General features: G+C 64.6%; 15 protein-coding genes and 4 pseudogenes. 9 read left to right on the plus strand and 10 right to left on the minus strand.

Annotated elements, in window-relative coordinates; all coding sequences use genetic code 11:
* Window positions 1-184: 184 nt before the first annotated feature.
* From XcyCFBP4188_RS17275 to XcyCFBP4188_RS17290, 4 genes are all read right to left on the minus strand, one after another.
* Complete coding sequence (locus tag XcyCFBP4188_RS17275; RefSeq protein ID WP_006452653.1) at window positions 185-1,063, minus strand: NAD(P)-dependent oxidoreductase; 879 nt, start codon at window positions 1,061-1,063, stop codon at window positions 185-187.
* Window positions 1,064-1,145: 82 nt separating this feature from the next.
* A complete protein-coding gene (locus tag XcyCFBP4188_RS17280) occupies window positions 1,146-2,264 on the minus strand; it encodes an NADH:flavin oxidoreductase/NADH oxidase (RefSeq protein ID WP_043910759.1) in 1,119 nt (372 codons plus the stop codon).
* A gap of 60 nt (window positions 2,265-2,324) precedes the next feature.
* Window positions 2,325-3,206 carry an NAD-dependent protein deacetylase gene (locus XcyCFBP4188_RS17285; protein ID WP_104592519.1) on the minus strand — a complete coding sequence of 294 codons (882 nt, stop codon included), beginning with the start codon at window positions 3,204-3,206 and terminating at the stop codon, window positions 2,325-2,327.
* Window positions 3,203-3,823, minus strand: coding sequence for a TetR/AcrR family transcriptional regulator (locus XcyCFBP4188_RS17290; protein WP_043910762.1), 621 nt, complete (start codon window positions 3,821-3,823; stop codon window positions 3,203-3,205). Before XcyCFBP4188_RS17290 ends, XcyCFBP4188_RS17285 begins: the two co-directional genes overlap by 4 nt.
* A 184-nt stretch (window positions 3,824-4,007) precedes the next feature.
* Between XcyCFBP4188_RS17290 and XcyCFBP4188_RS22905 the strand changes: the two genes are divergently transcribed.
* The 3 genes and pseudogenes from XcyCFBP4188_RS22905 to XcyCFBP4188_RS17300 all read left to right on the plus strand — a co-directional run.
* Window positions 4,008-4,169 carry a hypothetical protein gene (locus XcyCFBP4188_RS22905; RefSeq protein ID WP_160113181.1) on the plus strand — a complete coding sequence of 54 codons (162 nt, stop codon included), beginning with the start codon at window positions 4,008-4,010 and terminating at the stop codon, window positions 4,167-4,169.
* A 120-nt stretch (window positions 4,170-4,289) separates the two neighbouring features.
* On the plus strand, window positions 4,290-6,776 hold the full coding sequence (locus XcyCFBP4188_RS17295) for a TonB-dependent receptor (RefSeq protein WP_233397335.1): 2,487 nt from the start codon (window positions 4,290-4,292) through the stop codon (window positions 6,774-6,776).
* A gap of 121 nt (window positions 6,777-6,897) precedes the next feature.
* Window positions 6,898-7,080, plus strand: a pseudogene (locus tag XcyCFBP4188_RS17300) (LysR family transcriptional regulator); the annotation flags it as partial.
* Between the two features lie 127 nt (window positions 7,081-7,207).
* Here the strand turns inward: XcyCFBP4188_RS17300 and XcyCFBP4188_RS22670 are convergent.
* Together XcyCFBP4188_RS22670 and XcyCFBP4188_RS17305 are read right to left on the minus strand one after the other, a co-directional pair.
* Complete coding sequence (locus XcyCFBP4188_RS22670; protein ID WP_146094063.1) at window positions 7,208-7,597, minus strand: hypothetical protein; 390 nt, start codon at window positions 7,595-7,597, stop codon at window positions 7,208-7,210.
* Between the two features lie 370 nt (window positions 7,598-7,967).
* Window positions 7,968-8,273: pseudogene (locus XcyCFBP4188_RS17305) on the minus strand (alpha/beta fold hydrolase); the annotation flags it as partial.
* Here XcyCFBP4188_RS17305 and XcyCFBP4188_RS17310 point away from each other — a divergent pair.
* Window positions 8,229-8,599: pseudogene (locus tag XcyCFBP4188_RS17310) on the plus strand (MerR family transcriptional regulator). The pseudogenes XcyCFBP4188_RS17305 and XcyCFBP4188_RS17310 sit on opposite strands and share 45 nt — an antisense overlap.
* Window positions 8,600-8,618: 19 nt before the next feature.
* Here XcyCFBP4188_RS17310 and XcyCFBP4188_RS17315 read toward each other — a convergent pair.
* Window positions 8,619-9,908: an MFS transporter gene (locus tag XcyCFBP4188_RS17315; RefSeq protein WP_167393566.1), complete on the minus strand. Its 1,290-nt coding sequence runs from the start codon at window positions 9,906-9,908 to the stop codon at window positions 8,619-8,621.
* Between the two features lie 97 nt (window positions 9,909-10,005).
* Between XcyCFBP4188_RS17315 and XcyCFBP4188_RS17320 the strand changes: the two genes are divergently transcribed.
* Window positions 10,006-10,893 carry a LysR family transcriptional regulator gene (locus XcyCFBP4188_RS17320; RefSeq protein WP_104592522.1) on the plus strand — a complete coding sequence of 296 codons (888 nt, stop codon included), beginning with the start codon at window positions 10,006-10,008 and terminating at the stop codon, window positions 10,891-10,893.
* A 94-nt stretch (window positions 10,894-10,987) separates the two neighbouring features.
* Here XcyCFBP4188_RS17320 and XcyCFBP4188_RS17325 read toward each other — a convergent pair whose 3' ends face one another.
* Window positions 10,988-11,251: a hypothetical protein gene (locus XcyCFBP4188_RS17325; RefSeq protein WP_006452663.1), complete on the minus strand. Its 264-nt coding sequence runs from the start codon at window positions 11,249-11,251 to the stop codon at window positions 10,988-10,990.
* A gap of 647 nt (window positions 11,252-11,898) precedes the next feature.
* Between XcyCFBP4188_RS17325 and XcyCFBP4188_RS17330 the strand changes: the two are divergent.
* Window positions 11,899-12,230 (plus strand): annotated as a pseudogene (locus XcyCFBP4188_RS17330) (VOC family protein); the annotation flags it as partial.
* A gap of 65 nt (window positions 12,231-12,295) precedes the next feature.
* Here XcyCFBP4188_RS17330 and XcyCFBP4188_RS17335 read toward each other — a convergent pair.
* A complete protein-coding gene (locus tag XcyCFBP4188_RS17335; RefSeq protein ID WP_043888850.1) occupies window positions 12,296-13,102 on the minus strand; it encodes a TatD family hydrolase in 807 nt (268 codons plus the stop codon).
* 172 nt (window positions 13,103-13,274) lie between these two features.
* A complete protein-coding gene (locus tag XcyCFBP4188_RS17340; RefSeq protein WP_043888849.1) occupies window positions 13,275-14,192 on the minus strand; it encodes a LysR family transcriptional regulator in 918 nt (305 codons plus the stop codon).
* Between the two features lie 127 nt (window positions 14,193-14,319).
* Between XcyCFBP4188_RS17340 and XcyCFBP4188_RS17345 the strand changes: the two genes are divergently transcribed.
* The 3 genes from XcyCFBP4188_RS17345 (at window position 14,320) to XcyCFBP4188_RS17355 (ending at window position 18,063) form a co-directional block, all read left to right on the plus strand.
* Window positions 14,320-15,372, plus strand: coding sequence for an aromatic ring-hydroxylating oxygenase subunit alpha (locus tag XcyCFBP4188_RS17345; protein ID WP_104592523.1), 1,053 nt, complete (start codon window positions 14,320-14,322; stop codon window positions 15,370-15,372).
* A gap of 17 nt (window positions 15,373-15,389) precedes the next feature.
* Window positions 15,390-16,349, plus strand: coding sequence for a PDR/VanB family oxidoreductase (locus tag XcyCFBP4188_RS17350; protein ID WP_043908283.1), 960 nt, complete (start codon window positions 15,390-15,392; stop codon window positions 16,347-16,349).
* Between the two features lie 400 nt (window positions 16,350-16,749).
* The gene (locus tag XcyCFBP4188_RS17355; protein WP_006450042.1) at window positions 16,750-18,063 is read left to right on the plus strand and encodes an NCS2 family permease; all 1,314 of its coding nucleotides are present in this window, start codon (window positions 16,750-16,752) and stop codon (window positions 18,061-18,063) included.
* The last annotated feature ends 66 nt before the right edge of the window (window positions 18,064-18,129 follow it).

Here is an 18,129-nt window from a genome sequence, read left to right on the forward strand (position 1 = left end):
CGGCGTGCGCTCGGTCGAACCGAGCGTGATATGCAGGTGTCGCATCGCATCCTCCCTGGAGCGGCGGCTATAACGAGCCGGCATTTTAGAAGGTCTGCTGCATGTTGGGGTGAGCAAGATGCATCGCGCATCGCCTTCAAGCGAAGCGCGATGCGCGCAACCCACTTGCGCCCCTGCGCTGCGATCAGGCCACCTGCCCTGCCCGGCGCGCCGAGACCTCTGCCAGTACCGCCCAATCGGCGTTGCCGTCGCCATGGGCGATCGCCTCGTCCAGGCCGACGCGCAGCAACTCGCCCAGCGGCATCGGCACCTGCTTGTCGGCGCCGGCCTGGATCGCCAGATCCACATCCTTGCGGCCCAGCGTGGCGGTGAAGCCGGCCGGCAAATACTCGCGCTGCATGATCAAGCGGCCGTAGCCCTGATACGCGGGCGCGGCGAACAAGGTGCTGGTGAGCATGCCCAGGAACTGGGTGGCCTCCACGCCGTGGCCGCGTGCCAGCGCGCTGGCCTCGGCCATGGCGCCGATCGCACTGGCCAGGCAGAAGTTGGCCGCCAGCTTGACCGCATTGGCCTGCTCGGGGCTGCGGCCGATCTCCCAGGTGCGCTGGCCGAGCACATCGAACATCGGCTGCACGCGCGCCAACGCCGCCTCGTCGCCGGCCGCCAGGATGTTGAGCTTGCCGGCCTCGGCCACATCGACGCGGCCGAGCACCGGTGCGGCCACGTAGGCCACACCGCGTTCGGCGTGCAGGGCGGTCAACTCGTGCGCCAACGCCACCGAGATGGTGGCCATGTTGACGTGCACGCTGCCGGCCGGCAGCGCGTCCAGCACACCGCGTTCCAGCAGGGTTTCACGCACCGCGTTGTCGTCGGCCAGCATCGAGAACAACAGCGGGCCGTGTGCAGCGTCGCGTGGTGCGTCCACCACCGTTGCACCGGCCTGCCGCAGCGACTGCGCGCGCTCGGGCGAGCGATTCCACACACTCAGCTCGAACCCGCCGCGCAGCAGGTTGTGTGCCATCGGCAGGCCCATCGTGCCCAAGCCCAGAAATCCTATCGGCATCTGTTTTCCTTATGCGATCTTGCGTCAAGAGCGGCGATCCAGACACCGGCCCGCTCTGCTTGTTTACCACCCCCAGCGTCAATCAGCTGGCGAACACGCCGCGCGCCTCACGTGGCTCGCAGCGCAGGTATTGCGGCGCGGGCGTGACCGAGGCACCGAGTGCAGCGGCCGCATGCCACGGCCAGCGCGGGTCGTACAGAATGCCGCGCGCCAATGCGATGGCATCGGCTTGCCCGTCTTGCACAATCGCCTCGGCCTGCGTCGGCTCGGTGATCAGGCCCACCCCGATCACCGGCGTGTCGACCTGCGCCTTGATCTGCTGCGCAAACGGAATCTGATAACCCGCCTGCACCGGAATCTGCTGGCGCGGATCCAGCCCGCCGCTGGAGACATGGATGTAATGCGCACCGCGTGCATCCAGCGCCTTGGACAAGGCAATGCTCTGCGCAAGATCCCAACCGCCCTCCACCCAATCGGTGGCAGAAATCCGCACGCCGATGGCGATCTTGTCCGACACCGCCGCACGCACCGCATCGAAGATGCCCAGGGTCAACCGCATGCGGTTCTCCAACGAACCGCCATACGCATCGCTGCGCTGATTGCTCAGCGGCGACAGGAACTGATGCATCAGATAGCCATGCGCGGCATGCAGCTCGATCAACTCCAGGCCCAGACGTTCGGCGCGCTGTGCCGAGGCGACAAATGCATCGACCACCGCGTCGATGCAGGCTTCATCCAGCGCCTGTGGCAACGGCTGGCCCTCGCGAAACGGCACGGCCGACGCAGACACGGTCTGCCAGCCATGCGCGTGATCCGGTGCGATCGCCTCGCCACCCTTCCACGGCAGATCGGTGGAGGCCTTGCGCCCGGCATGTGCCAATTGAATGCCGATCGGCATCGGCGACCAGCGCCGTACCGATTGCAGCACTTCGTCCAACGCCTGCTCGGTGGCGTCGTCGTACAAGCCCAGGTCGGCGTAAGAGATGCGGCCCTGCGGCTGCACTGCGGCCGCTTCCAGAATCAGCAGGCCGGCACCGGATTGCGACAAGGTGCCCAGATGGATGCGGTGCCAGTCGCTGGCGCGGCCGTCCTGTGCGGAGTATTGGCACATCGGAGCGATGACGATCCGGTTGGCGAGCGCAAGCGGACCGAAGCGAATGGGGGAGAACAGCTGGCTCAAGAGGGCATCCACACATGACACGGGGATGCCCATTGCACTGCGCCGCGCGCGTGCGCACAACCGCTGCGATGGATCACTGCGTCATGCCGAACGCGCACTCACGTCATTGACGCCGCGCGTACGCGGCGGGTCGACCGGCGCATGCAGGAACGCCAAGGCCTGCGCGCACGACTGCTCCACCTTCAAACTGAGCAGTTCGTCCGCACGGGTGCGCCCGAAGTTGAGCGCGGCGATCGGCAGACCATTGCGTGCAGCGGTCTGCACAAAGCGAAAGCCCGAATACACCATCAGCGACGAGCCCACCACCAGCACCGCATCGGCCGCCTGCAGATGCGAGAACGCGCGCTCCACGCGCTCGCGCGGCACGTTCTCGCCGAAGAACACCACATCCGGCTTGAGCACGCCGCCGCACACCGGGCATGGCGGCACCGCAAAACGGTCGAAGGCCACATCGTCCAGATCGGCATCGCCATCGGGCGCCTGCGCGGCCTCCAGCTCGGCCCAACCGGGGTTGGCCTGTTCGAGCAACACCTGAAACTCGGTGCGTGGCATGCGCCGCTCACAACCCATGCAGCGCACCACATCCAGCCGGCCATGCAGATCGATCACCGCCTGGCTGCCGGCGGCCTGATGCAGGCGATCCACATTTTGCGTCAGCAGCAGTTCCAGCTGGCCACGCGCTTCCAGCGCGGCAAGTGCGTGATGGGTGGCGTTGGGTTGCGCCAACCCGAAGCGCGGCCAGCCGACCAGACTGCGCGCCCAATACCGCTGCCGCGTGGACAACTCGCCCATGAAGGCCTGGAAGGTCACCGGTTGCGGACGCTTCCAGCCGCCTTGCAGATCGCGGTAATCGGGGATGCCCGAATCGGTGCTGCACCCGGCGCCCGTGAGCACGAACAGGCGCCGATGGCGCTCGATGAAGTCCTGCAGCACGTAGCTGTCCTGAACGAGTGCCGCAGTCATCGTGCAACTCCGGTGGCCATGAGATAACTGTGCAGCAACAGCACCAGTTGCGCCTGTAGCGGTGCAACACGCGCCGCAGGCGCACCATCTTCCAGCAGGTTTCTCACCGGCCCGACAATGGCGGCCATCCCGATCTTGGCCACTGCCTCGCAGTCATCGAAGCGCACATCCGATGCGGTGGCGAGCGCAGCCGCAAACGCCTGCTGCGAGCGCTTGCGCGCCTGCGATCCCAATGCGGCGCCACCATGCAGTTCGGAGATCGCATACAACGCGCGTGAGACATCCACGTGCTGCAATTTGGCCTGTACGAAGGCATGCACCAGTGCCTCGCATTGCTGCGCGAGCGTGTGCCCATGGTGTTGCGCGCAGGCCTGTTCCACCGCATGGATCACCGCCTGCAGGTGCCAGTCCAGCAAGGCGGTCAACATGGCCTGACGGTTCGGGCAGTACTGGTACACGCTGCCCACCGACACGCCGGCGCGCTCGGCCACCCGCGTGGTGGTGCAACCCTGCAGTCCGTCGGCCACCAAAACCTGAATGCTGGCCTGGCGAATGACCTCCACGGTGGCGCGCGAACGCGCTTGTTGCGGGGATTTACGCGTTTTTTGCAGCGGCAAGGAGGTGCTCACGAATGCGAATGTACACACTGACGGATGACACCTAGTCTGGGGGGCCTTCTTGGTGATTCCAAGGAAGCGTCTTCTGTCCCAGCTCCGCGCCTGTTGCGCTGCGCGACGGTGCCGACCGCGCCCGATGCCTTCACCGTGCTGCTGGCAAGGGAGCTGCGTGACGCAGCTTGCGATGTCCGAGCTCGGCACCGACGCGATGACACCGGAGCGGACGACTGGCTTGGTGATGCGCACCGAACGACGCACAGCCGGCAACCTGCTGTGCACGGTTGAAACCGCTTTAAAAAAAGCACTACGTCACAAATCGGCGTGCGAGTCCGCCAAGCTAGCGTGATCGGGTGCACACGCAACGCTGCGGAAACATGTCGCCGCGACAGTGGGCAACTCCCCCGCTGCCCCACTCCTTGCCATGCCCTACACCCACATCCGGACACGCTCCGGAGTGCGTCGTGCTGTGTCGCGTCGTCCGCTCGCCATCGTCCTTGCACTGACCCTGGCCACACCCGCATTCGCGCAGGAAACCGGCGCGCCCTCCACGCCTGCCACACGCAAGAGCGAGGACGGCATCTTCTCGCTGGACCGGATGATCGTCACCGGCGCCGGCCAGGCCCAGAATCAATTCGACGCCTCGTATGCGATCACCGCGCTGACCGCCGAACAGATCGACAAACTGGCCCCGCTCAACCTGGCCAGCCTGATCGGCTCGATGCCCGGCATCTATGCCGAATCGACCGGCGGTGAAGTGCAAAACGTCTACCGCATCCGCGGCATTCCCGACGAAGGCTCGTTTGCGGTCATCCAGGAAGACGGCATCAGCCCTTACCCGGACAACAACGGCTATTTCTACAAGACCGAAGGCCTGGTGCGCCCGGATCTGATGGTCGAATCGGTGGAAACCGTGCGCGGCGGGCCCTCGCCGATCTTTGCCTCCAATGCCGCGGCCATCGTCAATTTCGTCACCCGCCAGGGCGGCGACACGCCCGAAGGCGCGGTGCGCACCACCGTCGGCGACACCGGGCTGTATCGGCTCGATGGTTATTGGTCGGGCAAGCTGGCGCAGGATTGGTATCTGGCTGCTGGCGGCTTCGTGCGGCGCAACGACGGCTACCGCGATGTGGGCTTTCCGGCCGACGAGGGCGGGCAGTTCCGCATGAACCTCACGCACACGCTGGACCACGGCAAGATCACCTTCACCGCCAAGCATCTGGACGACAAGAACGCGTTCTACATGCCGATCCCGCTGTACGACCCGCGTGACACCACGCGCTCGCTGGACCCGTTGATCGACCGCTTCACCGGCACCTTGAGCACCGCGCAACTCAAACGCGCCACGATTATTTCCAGCGATGCCAACGGCGCGCCGCAGCGCGAGTTGCGCGATCTCTCCGATGGCCGCCACATGAAGTTCAATCATCTGGGTGCGAACCTGGACCTGGCCTTCGACAATGGCTGGAGCCTGTCCAACAAGGCCATCGTCAATCGCCTGGACATGACCTTCGACGCGCTGTATTCGAGCAATGCGCCGCAGGATGCCAACGCTTATGCCAACAGCCGCCGCGCTGCCGCCACGGCAGCATTTCCCGGCCTGACCTCGCTCGCCTATGCGTACACCGACGATGGCAGCCGCTTCGACCCGGCCAGCACCGACGGCCTGGTGATCCAGGGCCAGTACCGCGCCATGAACGTGCGTGCCGATTCGTTTGCCGATGATCTGCGCCTGCATCGCAGCTTCGATTGGGGCGGCGACACCCATGACATCACGTTGGGCATCTACGGCGCCTATTACGCCCGCTCCTACAACTCGCGCTACCAGAGCTATCTGTTCGAGATGCGGCAGAACCCGCGCACGATCGACCTGCTCGGCTACGACGCGGCCGGCAACGTGGTCGGTGGCGTGACCAAGGACGGCGTGGTGATCTACGGCGCCGACCGCACCCAGGGCAAGGCCTACACCAGCATGCTGGCGCCCTACATCGCCGACACCTGGCAGGTGACCGACAAGCTGCGCCTGGAAGGCGGCGTGCGTTACGAGCGCTACCGCTATCGCGCCTGGAGCATGCTGCGCAGCACCGGCAACCTGGGCATGACCGACACCCTGGCCGACGATGCCGCACGCCTGTTCACCGGTGCCCGCGCGCGCACCGCGCTGGACGTGGGCGTGACCAACTGGACGGCGGGTTTCAACTACGACATCAACCCCATGGTCGGCATCTACGGCCGCGCCTCGCGTGCGCACCGCGCGCCCAGCGAAGGCGCCAACGAAGGCAACGTCAACATCCCCACCGCCGACCAGTTCGAGCTCGGCACCAAGCTCAATTTCGACACGCTGGACGTGTTCGCCACCGCCTTCTACACCAAGTACGACCCGTACAACATCGGCACCAGCGCGGTGAACCCGCAGACCGGCGCAGCCGAATCCAAGGACTACCGCGGCAGCGTCACCAACCCGGGTATCGAACTGGCGGCGGTATGGACACCGGCGCAGTGGCTGCGTTTCGATGCGAATCTGACCTACAACGACACCAAGGTGTCCGATCTGACCGAAGTGGTGGCCAATGGCGCGGTGGCCGTGGTCGATGTGGACGGCAACATGCCCAACCGCCAGCCAAAGGTGTACGGCAATGCGGGGCCAACGCTGTTCTTCACCACCGGCAAGTTCGATTGGGAAACCTCGTTGCGCTACGCCTATGTGGGCAAGCGCTACGCCGACCTGGAAAACACCACCGAGCTGGCCGCCTACGACACATTGGCAGCCAATATCCTGGTCCGCAGCGGGCCGTGGGATGTGCAGCTGTCGGTGGACAATCTGACCAACACGTTTGCGCTGACCGAAGGCAACCCACGCACCGACACCATCTCCGGCCAGGGCACGCGCGAGCCGATCTACGGCCGGCCGATCTACGAGCGCAATTCGCGGTTGGTGGTGACTTACCACTTCTGAGTGCGCTGACGTTGAAATGCTGCATCTTTGGATGTCAGCGCTCACTCTCTTGATGCATCGCCTCCAGCATGGCTTGCCCGCTGCAGGCCACAAAGGACGCTCATATGACGCCTTCCCGTCTTCCGCCGAACTGGGCGTCTCGCTGGTGCCCGCCTCCACCGCGCAATTGCAGCGCTCCGGCGTGCGCTACCTGGACATCAAAGGCCGCATGTCGCTGGCGCGGTTGGCATTGGCGGTTGCACCGGGTGCTCTCGACAGCATGCCGCTGGTGGGGCACCTGTGGGCGCTGGCGGAACTGATCTGAGCGCCGCAAGCGACCCCATGGCACAACACGTTTTTGTTCGATGCCGTTGGAGCGGTGTCAGCCAGGGCGCTTGGCTGTCACCGATCGAAGGCGCAGCCTTGCGAGCAGGCGGCTCTGAGTGCAGACGTTATTTCAGCAGAAACCAGTAATTTTCCAAGTTATCAGCATTTGGAACGGTTCCGCTTCTGCTGCGCAGCAGGGTATTGGTGCATTCAGTTGAAGCAAATCCGAGCAGCCTAACGGGAGTTCCGTCCGTCACCAGGGAGGGATCTGTAAGCAGCGTCCATGTCACCGCGCTGCGATTGTCTCCCCTGGGAGTCCTTACGCAAGTACCGATCTGAAAGTTATTACTTCCTGTCGCAGTGACATAGACAGAGTTCACATTACTCCGGTTAGGGATACCGATCGCCAGCCTATGGAAGCCAAAATAACTTTGCGCTTCAGCTGCTGACGACAATGCGATTGCTACCACCAGAACGCCTGCAATAAAAGATGGATTTTTCACTTTGTTTTTCATAACTCTCCTCTCTCACTATTAATATGAATACATACATATAATTTCTCAAAATGTAGCGCGCCGTTTCCGGCAGTATATAAGAGTCCACATTTCAATTACGACGGTAAAATTTTTTTGTGGAATTCTTTAGGCTTTATTCGCACGCAACCCTGATGTAGCCGTGAACAAACCCAAATAATGCCAGCTGCGATCCTGGCGGATGCAATGGTCATAATGGCTGGGCTCCTTGACTATGGGTTTTGCTTACTTAAGTTAAAGCAGTGTTTACCACAGAGCAGTAAAATTTTTAAACATCTAGCAAAAACTTCGGTTGCCGCGATATTTTTGCGCAGCACAGAACATCTACAAGGTCCTCCCCTTGACCTCAACCTGCCAGGGTCGGCTCGGTACTTACCAGCGCATCGCGTGCACATCAGCAGCACCGGCAAACGCGTGCGCTATAGGCCGGCGACATAGATCGACATGCCTTGCACGGCATGCCGCATGTCCCATGAGGCCAGCGCTGCACCGGCCAGCAAGGCGTCGAACACCGACGCAGGCGGTTGGGTAGCGAAGCACAGCCGCAGGAAGTCCTGCACCGCCTGCAGATGCGTACGCAGATCGTCGGAGACAGATCGCGATAGATCGCCGGATGCGCGCCCAGCTCGATCCCGCCATCGACATACACCACACCGGCACCTCTTCGCGCAGTGCCAATGGCTTACCGGGTGTTTCCCGCTGCGTGCGTCGCGCAGGTGCGGCAGATTCAGCGGCTGATCGCCACCGGCTTCAGCCTGGACGACATCCTCGGGTTTCCTGATTGCATGCGCCTGGTCGAAGGCGCACAGATGTGCCCGGAAACCGCACACGCGCATCGCGCGCGCCTGCAGCTGACCGAACGCCAGTTGGCCGATCTGGAGCGGCGGCGTACGCGGTTGTTGGCAATCTTGGCACAGGGCGACGGATGCAACGCCCGCCCCGCCTTCTTTAGCGCAAACGACACGCAGCAAGCGGGTACGCTAGAAGCGTCGGTCGCTCTGCATCACTCGCTGCGCGCAGGATGCGGAGCGAACCGTCCGTATGGGCGTGCGTCGTCGGCGCGTTGGCGCAGCACGTGCGCAGCCGCAAAAGCGAGCGCCAGCAACGTCAGGCACATGCCCACCAACGCGCCCCAGCCACCGTGTTGCCAGAACCAGCCGCCGAGCGCGCCGATCACGCTGGAGCCGGCGTAATACGCCAGCAGATACAGCGACGCCGCATGACTGCGATGCGCACCGCCGAGCCGGCTCACCCAGGCGCTGGCGGCCGAATGCGCGATGAAAAAGCCGATCGTCAACAACACGATGCCGGCCACCACCAGCGCCAGGACATGCGCCAGGGTCAACGCCACGCCGAGCACGCACAACACGATGCCGGTGGTGACCACCGGGCCGCGACCGAAACGATCCGACGCCGCACCGGCCACCGACGAACTGACGATGCCGAACACATAGGCACTGAAGATCATCCCGATCTGGCTCTGGCTCAAGCCGAACTCCGGCCCGCCCAACCGAAAGCCGGCGTAGTTGTAGAGGCATACGAACACGCCCATCAACAAAAACGGCAACGCAAACAGGAAAGGCAGATTGCGATCGCGCAGATGCCCGGCCCAGGCGCGCAGATGGAAGCGCAGATTGATGCCGTGCCGGCGCACGAAGTTGCGCGACGGCGGCAGCAACCAGAAGAATGCCAGCGCGCACAGCAGGTCGAACACGCTCAACACCGCCAGTGCGGTGCGCCAGTCGTAATGATCGGTCAGCACGCTCATCACGATGCGCCCGCTCATGCCGCCGAACGCATTGCCGGCCACATACAACCCGGTGGCCGCACCCATCTTGTTGGCCGGCAGCTCTTCGCCCAGGTAGACCATCGCCACCGCCGGCACTCCGCCCAGCGCGATGCCGGACAAGGTGCGCACCAACACCAACGCGCCCCAATGCGGCAGGAACGCAGCGACCAGGTTGAGCACTGCGGCCAGTGCGATCGACACGAACATCAGCCCGCGCCGGCCGAGGTTTTCCGACACCGCGCCGGCGCAGAAGATCGCCAGCGCCAGCGCACCGGTGGCCAACGACAACGGCAGCGAGGCGGTGGCCGCGTCCACGCCGAACGCGCGCGCAAATTCGGGCAGCACCGGCTGCACGCTGTACAACAGCGAGAACGTGGCAAAGCCAGCCAGAAACAATGCCAACCGGATGCGGCCGCTGGCGGGCGCGTCGATGGCAGGCGCCTGGGTTGCACCGCTCGCGGCGGTATCCGGTGACGTGCCGGAGGGGCGATCAGAACAGGACACGGGGGCGATGATGAGACATGGGACGGCGAGTATTCGCCTTCCACTACCCCCTGTCCAATATATGATGCTGGCAGTTGCCATATGCAGAACAGATAGCATGGAGCTTCATCACTTCCGCTATTTCCTGGCCGTTGCCGAAGAAGGCAACTTCACTCGGGCAGCAGCGCGGGTCGGTATCGGCCAGCCACCGCTGAGTCAGCAGATCCAGGCGCTGGAACGCGATCTGGGCACGCCACTGTTCCGGCGCACTCACAGCGGCGCCGAGCTGACCCCCGCCGGCGAGGCATTCCTGGTCGAGGTGCGCCGCGTGCTCGCCGATGTGGAGCGCGCTGCCGAAACGGCGCGCCGGGTGGCGCGTGGCGAATCCGGCCGGCTGCGGCTGGGCTTTACCGCATCGGCGGCGTTCAACCCGGTGGTGCCGCATCTGATCCGCGACTTTCGCCGGCAATGGCCGCAGGTGGAGCTGCTGCTGGAAGAAACCAACACCGCCGGATTATTGATCGCGCTCGCCGATGGCCGGCTGGATGCGGCGTTTGTGCGTTACGGCTTGAGCACGCCACCCGATCTGCAGCTGCTGCGCTTTGCCGATGAGCCGATGAAGATCGCCGTGCCCGCCGCGCATCGCCTGGCTGCACGCAGCAGCGCGCCGTTGGCGGCACTGGCGGGCGAGCCGTTCATCCTGTTTCCGCGCAGCTTCGGTTCGAGCCTGTACGACGAGATTCTCGCCGCCTGCCGCGCATCCGGCGTGACCTTGCGCATCACCCAGGACGCGCCGCAGATGTCGTCCATCGTCAATCTGGTCGCCGCCGAATTGGGCGTCTCGGTGGTGCCCGCCTCCACTGCGCAACTGCAACTGCCCGGCGTGCGCTATCTGGATATCGAAGGGCAAATGCCAATGGCAAGGCTTGCGTTGGCGGTCTCGCCAGGTGCATTGGAGACCGCGCCATTGGTGCGTCACTTGTGGACGTTGGCGGAGTTGCTGTGAGCGTGCCCCAAAGCTGCGTATGTCACCTGGCCAATGTTTGTGTCGGGAAGCACGTCTGCTGTCACGCTCAACTCACTCCTGCAAACAGCATGCCTCATGGCCGATGAAGCACAGGAGCCTTGAGGCCTTTCAGCTGGGCAAGCGGCGGCGCGCGCATATTGGTAAACACGTTGACGTCCCGGTTCTTGAGCATGCGCTCGAGCATCGCCACGATACCCTCAATGTTGGAGAGCAGTTTGCCTATCGCGTCAACATCTCTGTCATCGGCAATGGCGTTCGCACTGCTCATGTCTTCCAACACCTGTTTGATGTTTTCAAGCACGAGCTGTTTGTCAACCAAGGCATCTTTCAGATCCATCTCGCCCCTTGTCTCCAGCGAAGGGATCAGGGAATTCCAGCGCTCACAGAGCTGCGTGGCGCGCCGGAGCTCCGGTTGCAGTGGCTCGCTGGCCCTTGCCTGGCTTGTACGCGAGGGAGATCTGGCAGGCGCCCGACCCAGTGGCGACAGGTGCGTTTGTGCGTGCATGGTGTGGCTGCTGGTGGATGCTTCGGCGGCAGGGTGTGCTTGCAATTCAGGCGCCAGAGCTGGCTGTGCCGAAGAGACTCCGCTGATGCAATTTCCCATTTGAGGTCTCCGAGTTTGTATGAGGAGCATAGGCAGTACTTGTGCAAACACGCTCGTGCCGATGGAAGACCCGCTTGCGTATGCGAAGTTTCTCCAGCGGTCATCAGGCAGCGTTACGGACGCAAGCCAATCAGCGCACAAGGTGGATGCACGTAAACGGCAACATCGACCAGCGACGATGCATGAGCTCTGAAGCATGCATCTCAATGCCCTGCACGTTGTTGCGCGTTCTTCGGCCATGATGCGCTGCTGCACTCTCCTAACCAATGCGCATTGCCTGGATACTGCACATTGCAAGCTGATGCCTATCCGGATAGGCGCTTGACCTCAACTTGGATTGAGGTTTTTCAATGCACGCCTCTTCCATCGAACTCAGTGCCATGCATCTCCGCCATCTACTGCTGCCCTGCCTGGACCCCGACCTGACCCGGCGTTTCTATCGCGATGCACTGCAGCTACCGCTACACGGCAACACACTGCGCATCGGCTGTACCACGCTGGACTGCGTGCAGGCGCAGCACCCGGTAGGCATCTGGCCTTCAACGTCGCCCCTTCGCGCTTGGAGGCCACCGCGCAATGGATCGCTGCGCGCAGCACGCTGCTTGCCGACCCGGAGGGCCTCCAACGTTTTACGCTGGCCAGGGTGTGGCAATCGCGGTCGGTGTATTTCGCCGGCCCCGATGGCGCTGTGCTGGAGCTGATCACCCGCGATGGCTGCGGCTACGCGACGCGCAAGGGTGGGAATTGCTGGCGGCGTGACCGCCCACGCCGCTCGCTTCACGCCACGACCGCAGGCGCGGGCAAACGGAAAAACGCACGCGCTGCTGCCGTGCTGTTGGCCGCGGTCAGCGCCACGTCCTCACCACGATCGCGTGCGAGTTCTTCCACGATATGCGACAGAAACATAGGCTCGTTGCGGCGGTCCTTGGGCATCGGCTTGAGCGTGCGCGGCAGCAGGTAAGGCGCGTCGGTTTCGATCATCAACCGGTTGGCCGGGATCGAGCGCACCAGCTCGCGCAGATGCGCACCACGGCGCTCATCGCAGAGCCAGCCGGTGATGCCGATGTAGTAATCGCGATCCAGATACGCGAACAGTTCTTCGCGCGTGCCGGTGAAACAATGCACCACCGCCGGACCCAGACGGCCGTCGAAGCTGCGCATGATCGAGAGGAAGTCGTCGTGCGCATCGCGCTGATGCAGGAACAACGGTTTGCCGTTGTCGGCAGCCAACTGCAGTTGCCGTTCGAAGGCCTTGTGCTGCGCCGGACGCGGGGCGAAATCGCGGAAGTAATCCAGCCCGCATTCGCCTACCGCCACCACTTGCGGGTGCGCCTGCAGCGTGCGCATTTCGGCCTCGCATTCGGCGGTGAATTCCACCGCGTGGTGCGGGTGCACGCCGGCGGTGGCGTAGAGAAATCCCGGGTGCTGTTGTGCCAGTTGCAGGGCGAGTGGTGAGTGCTCACGGCTGGCGCCGGTGATCACCAGTTGCGTAACACCGGCCTCGCGTGCGCGCTGCAGCACCGCATCGCGATCGCGGTCGAAAGAGTCATGGGTGAGATTGGCGCCGATATCGATCAACTGCATGGTGCGGGTGTCGTGTGGAAAGAGCTGGGCAAGTGTAACGAGTGGGGGTTGTATGCGCTTCGCCACGCGCCTTCAGAAGTGCTGCACCGACTGCTGCGCCGCCGTACCCTCACCCCAACCCCTCTCCCGCAGGAGAGGGGCTTTGCTCCCTTCTTCCAAGAGGGAGAGGGGTTCAACCAACCACCGGCACCGCCATCGCCTCGATGCGCGCCGCCAGCGCCTGGATCGCCAGTTGCGCCGAGCGTGAAAGCTGCCGCTGCGGAGCCACACACAGTGCCAGCGTCATCGGCTTGGTCAAATGACGGCGGAACGGCACGAACGCCAGCCGCCCATCCGCCACATCCGGGGCGGCATCCAGCCACGACATCAAACCCACACCCGCACCGGCGCGCACCAGGCCACGCAGGGTGCGCACATCGTTGCAGTGGGTCAGCCGCTTCACGTCGATATGCTGGCGTTGGTACAGCACCTTGGCGTGCTCGCCGACGATCAACGGGGCGGCCGGCAGCAGCAGCCGGTGCTCCAGCGTCTCGCTCAGCTGCAGCTCGGTGCGCGTGCTGAGCGGATGGCCCACCGGCATCGCAATCCCCAGCGGGATGTCGGCGAATGCGCGCACCTCCAGGTCCACGCTGCTCACCGGGTCCAGCAGCAGGCCGATGTCCACATCGGCCGAGGTCACCATCTCCATCACCCGCTGGTTGCGCGCGGTGGAGAGGTTGAAGGTGATGCCGGGGTACTCCTGCACCAACGCGGCGACCGCCGCCGGCACCACGCCCTCGCTGAGCGCGTCGATCATGGCGATCTCCACATGCCCGCGGCGCAGCCCCTTGAGCTCGTCGAAGCGCTCCAGCGTGCGCGCGTAGGCCTTCTCCCAGCCGCGCACGTCCACCAGCAGCAGCTCGCCAGCGGCGGTCAGGCGCAGCCGGCCGGGCAGGCGCTCGAACAGCTGCGCGCCCAGTTCTTCCTCGGCCTTGAGGATCTGCCGGTCGATCGCCGAGGCCGACACGTGCAGTACGTCGGAGGCCTTGCGGATGCTGCCGCAGCGGGCCACTTCGATGAAGTAACGGGTGAAGCGGGAAAAGGTCAGCATGCGGTGGGGCTCGGTTGGCGTTGCATTTTTTGCAATGGCTTGGCTGAAAATCGATGTTTGATAACACACCCCCGGCTTCCTAGAGTCAATCCGGCACCGCTCCCGCCCTACGCCAGAGACTGGACCCATGGATGTCGCCGTCCCCGCCTTGCCGCTGCACTGCACCTTCGCCGCCGCCGACTGGCGGCGCCTGGCCCAGCACTGGCACGCGGTGACGCTGAGCAGCGAAGTGAGCGAAGCGCCGTTCAAGGCCACCCTGCTGGACGAGCCGCTGGTGCTGTACCGGCTGGGCGACGAATTGGTGGCTGCGCGCGATGTCTGCCCGCACCGCGGCGTGCCGCTGAGCATGGGCACCGCCGATGGCGGCGGCGTGGTCTGCGCCTACCACGGGCTGCGCTTCGGCGCGGGCGGGCGTTGCAATCACATCCCCGCCAGTCCCAACCAGAACATCCCCGCCAAGATGCGGCTGCATACCTACGCGGTGGCCGAGCGCTACGGGCTGATCTGGGTGTGTCTGTCCAAACCGGCCGGGGTGAGCGAGGCCGAGGTGCAGATTCCGCCGATGCCCGGCTGGGACGAGGACGGCTTTCAACAGATCGTCTGCCCGGCTTTCGATATCGGCGGCAGCGCCGCACGCCAGCTGGAAGGCTTCATCGACGTGGCGCATTTCGCCTTCGTGCACACCGCGACCTTCGCCCAGCCGGACAAGCGCGAGGTACCGGCCTACACCACCACCGAAACGCCCACCGGCTTCAATGCCGATTACCTGAGCTCGGTGGCCAATTATTCGGTGGACATGCCGCTGCCGGACGTGGCGCCGGACTTCCAGTGGCTGCGCCATTTCGAGGTGCATCTGCCGTTCACCGCCACCCTCACCATCCACTTCCCGGTGCCGGGCAAGCGGCTGGTGATCATGAATGCCGCCAGCCCGGTGTCCAAGCACAAGACCCGCCTGCTGGTGCCGATCGCGCGCAACTTCGACACCCATCTGCCAGTGGAAGACGTGCACGCCTTCAACCTGCGCGTGTTCGAGGAAGACCGCGCCATGGTGGAGGCGCAGCGCCCCGAATACCTGCCGCTGGATCCGCTGCTGGAAGTGCATATCCCGGCCGATCGCAGTTCGATCGCTTACCGCCGTGGCCTGCGCAGTCAGGGCTATAGCGACTTCTTTCTGCGTTGACGGCCGAGGAGCACGCCATGCAGCTGCACGAGGTCCGCGTCGCCGACGTCTTCGACCAGGGCCACCGCCAACGCGCGATCCGGTTGGAGCCGGTGGGCGCGGAATTGCCGGCATTCGAAGCCGGTGCGCATGTGGATCTGCATCTGCCCGATGGCTTGATCCGCCAATACTCGATCGCCAGTGCGCCGCATGTGCGTGATCACTATCTGCTGTGCGTGAAGTTGGCCGATGCGTCGCGCGGCGGCTCGCGGCATCTGTGCGAGCAGCTGAGTACCGGCGACCGCCTGCGTATCTCCACACCGCGCAATCTGTTTCCCTTGCATCCGGGCGAGCGCCACGTGCTGCTGGCCGCCGGCATCGGCATCACCCCGCTGCTGTCGATGGCCGAGGCGCTGGAAGCGCGCGGCGAGACCTTCGTGCTGCACTACTACGCGCGCCGGCATGCCGATGTGGCGTTCGGGCAGCGGCTGCAACGCGGCTTCACGCATGGCCAGGTGCAGGTGCATCTGAGCGACGACGGCGAGAGCCCGCGCGTGCATGTGCCCGAGGAACTGGGCCAGGCGCGTGCGCGCGACCAGCTGTATCTGTGCGGACCTGCCGCCTTCATGAACCACTTCACGCTGCTTGCCAAAACCCACGGCTGGGCGCCGGAGCAACTGCACCGCGAACACTTTGCCGCTGCCGAAACCAACGTGGCGCACGATGCCGATAGCGCCTTCGAAGTGGAGCTGGCCGCCAGCGGCCGCGTGGTGCAGGTGCCGGCCGAGTGCAGCATCGCCAGCGCCTTGCTCGATGCCGGCATCGAGGTGCCGCTGTCCTGCGAGCAAGGCATGTGCGGCGCCTGCCTCACCGGCGTGCTGGCCGGCACGCCGGATCACCGCGACAGCGTGCTCAGCGACAGCGCGCACGCCGCCAATACCCAGATCACGCTGTGTTGCTCGCGCAGCCGTTCGCCACGCCTGGTGCTGGATCTTTGAGCGCTCCGTATGTCGTGCGCCTGCGCAGACAGGACGACAGCGGGCGCGCAGGTGGCTAACGTCGGTCACGCTGCAACGCGAAGCGGCCGCCAACCTCGCAGGACACCTGTGGACGGACGTGAGCCCCGCATCTTCTTTCACGGTTTGATCGATGGGTGCACAAGGCGCCGCCGGCGCAGAGACAGACGAAGCCTGCGGTCATGCCATTACGCCGCGCAACACGCATTGCACTTGCAGCGCAATCGGTGCCCAAGGTCCGTGGCAACCGCCGTCGCACAGTGCAAGATATTTGGCCCGCGCGCGTCCACCGCAATCGCGCATGCCCCTTTGTGCCGATGAGATACCTGCCGATGGTTGTTTGTGCGATCGCCTTCGCCCGCCCGTGCCGGGGCGCACGCTGATGCGCTGGCCCGGATTTGCGCTGTCCGCCAATGGCAGCAGCGTGCGTACCGAGGTCCTGGCCGGTGCCACCACCTTCCTGACCATGGCCTACATCGTCTTCGTCAACCCCGACATCCTGGCCACCACCGGCATGGACCACGGCGCGGTGTTCGTGGCGACCTGTCTGGCCGCCGCGCTTGGCTCGCTGCTGATGGGCGTGCTGGCCAACTATCCCATCGGCATGGCACCGGGCATGGGCTTGAATGCGTTTTTCGCTTTCTCCGTGGTGGGCACGCTGGGTTACAGCTGGCAGCAGACGCTGGGGCTGGTGTTCGTGTCCGGCTGCGTGTTCCTGCTGCTCAGCGTCACCGGCGCGCGACGCTGGCTGGTGGATGGCATCCCACCCACCTTGCGCAGTGCGATTGCAGCGGGCATCGGCCTGTTCCTGGCGTTGATCGGCTTGCAAAAAGCCGGGCTGGTGGTGGCGCATCCGCAGACGCTGGTGACCCTGGGCGACTTGCATCGGCCCGAGCCATTGCTTGCGTTGGCTGGGCTGCTGCTGATCGGCGTACTGGAAGTGCGCCGCGTGCGCGGGGCGATGTTGCTGGGCATCCTGGCGGTCACCGTCGCGGCGCTGGCGCTGGGTCTGGTGCACTATCAGGGCGTGCTGTCGCTGCCGCCGAGCCTGGCGCCGACGCTGCTGCAGCTGGATATTGCCGGCGCATTGCAAGGCCATGGTGGCAGCGGCGCACTGACCGCCGTCCTGCACGTGGTGCTGGTGTTCGTGCTGGTGGAAATGTTCGATGCCACCGGCACCTTGATGGGCGTGGCCCAGCGCGCCGGCCTGTTGCACACACAGGCGCACCGTCGCCAGTTCGACCGCGCCCTGTTCGCCGACAGCACCGCCATCCTGGCCGGCTCGCTGCTTGGCACTTCCAGCACCACCGCCTATGTGGAAAGCGCTGCCGGTGTACAGGTGGGTGGGCGTACCGGGCTCACCGCGCTGGTGGTGGCAGCGCTGTTTCTGCTGGCGCTGCTGTTCTCGCCATTGGCGGCGATGGTGCCGGCGTATGCCACCGCACCGGCGCTGATCTACCTGGCATCGGTGATGCTGCGCGAGTGCACGCAGATCCAGTGGGACGATGTCGGCGACGCGCTACCGGCCGCGATCTGCATGCTGGCCATGCCGCTCACCTATTCCATCGCCACCGGCCTGGCCTTCGGCTTCATCACCTATGCGGCACTCAAGCTGGGCAGCGGCCGCTGGCGCGCCGTGCATCCGGCCACCTGGGCGATTGCCGGCCTGTTCGTGCTGCGCTATGCCTTGGAGTGAGCGAGTCGCCGCAGCTATTTCATTTCCTGCCCCCCTGGTCACCCACCGCGTCGCGCGGCAAGCTGC

Source organism: Xanthomonas hortorum pv. cynarae, from assembly GCF_002939985.1.
GTDB classification, from domain to species: domain Bacteria; phylum Pseudomonadota; class Gammaproteobacteria; order Xanthomonadales; family Xanthomonadaceae; genus Xanthomonas; species Xanthomonas hortorum_D.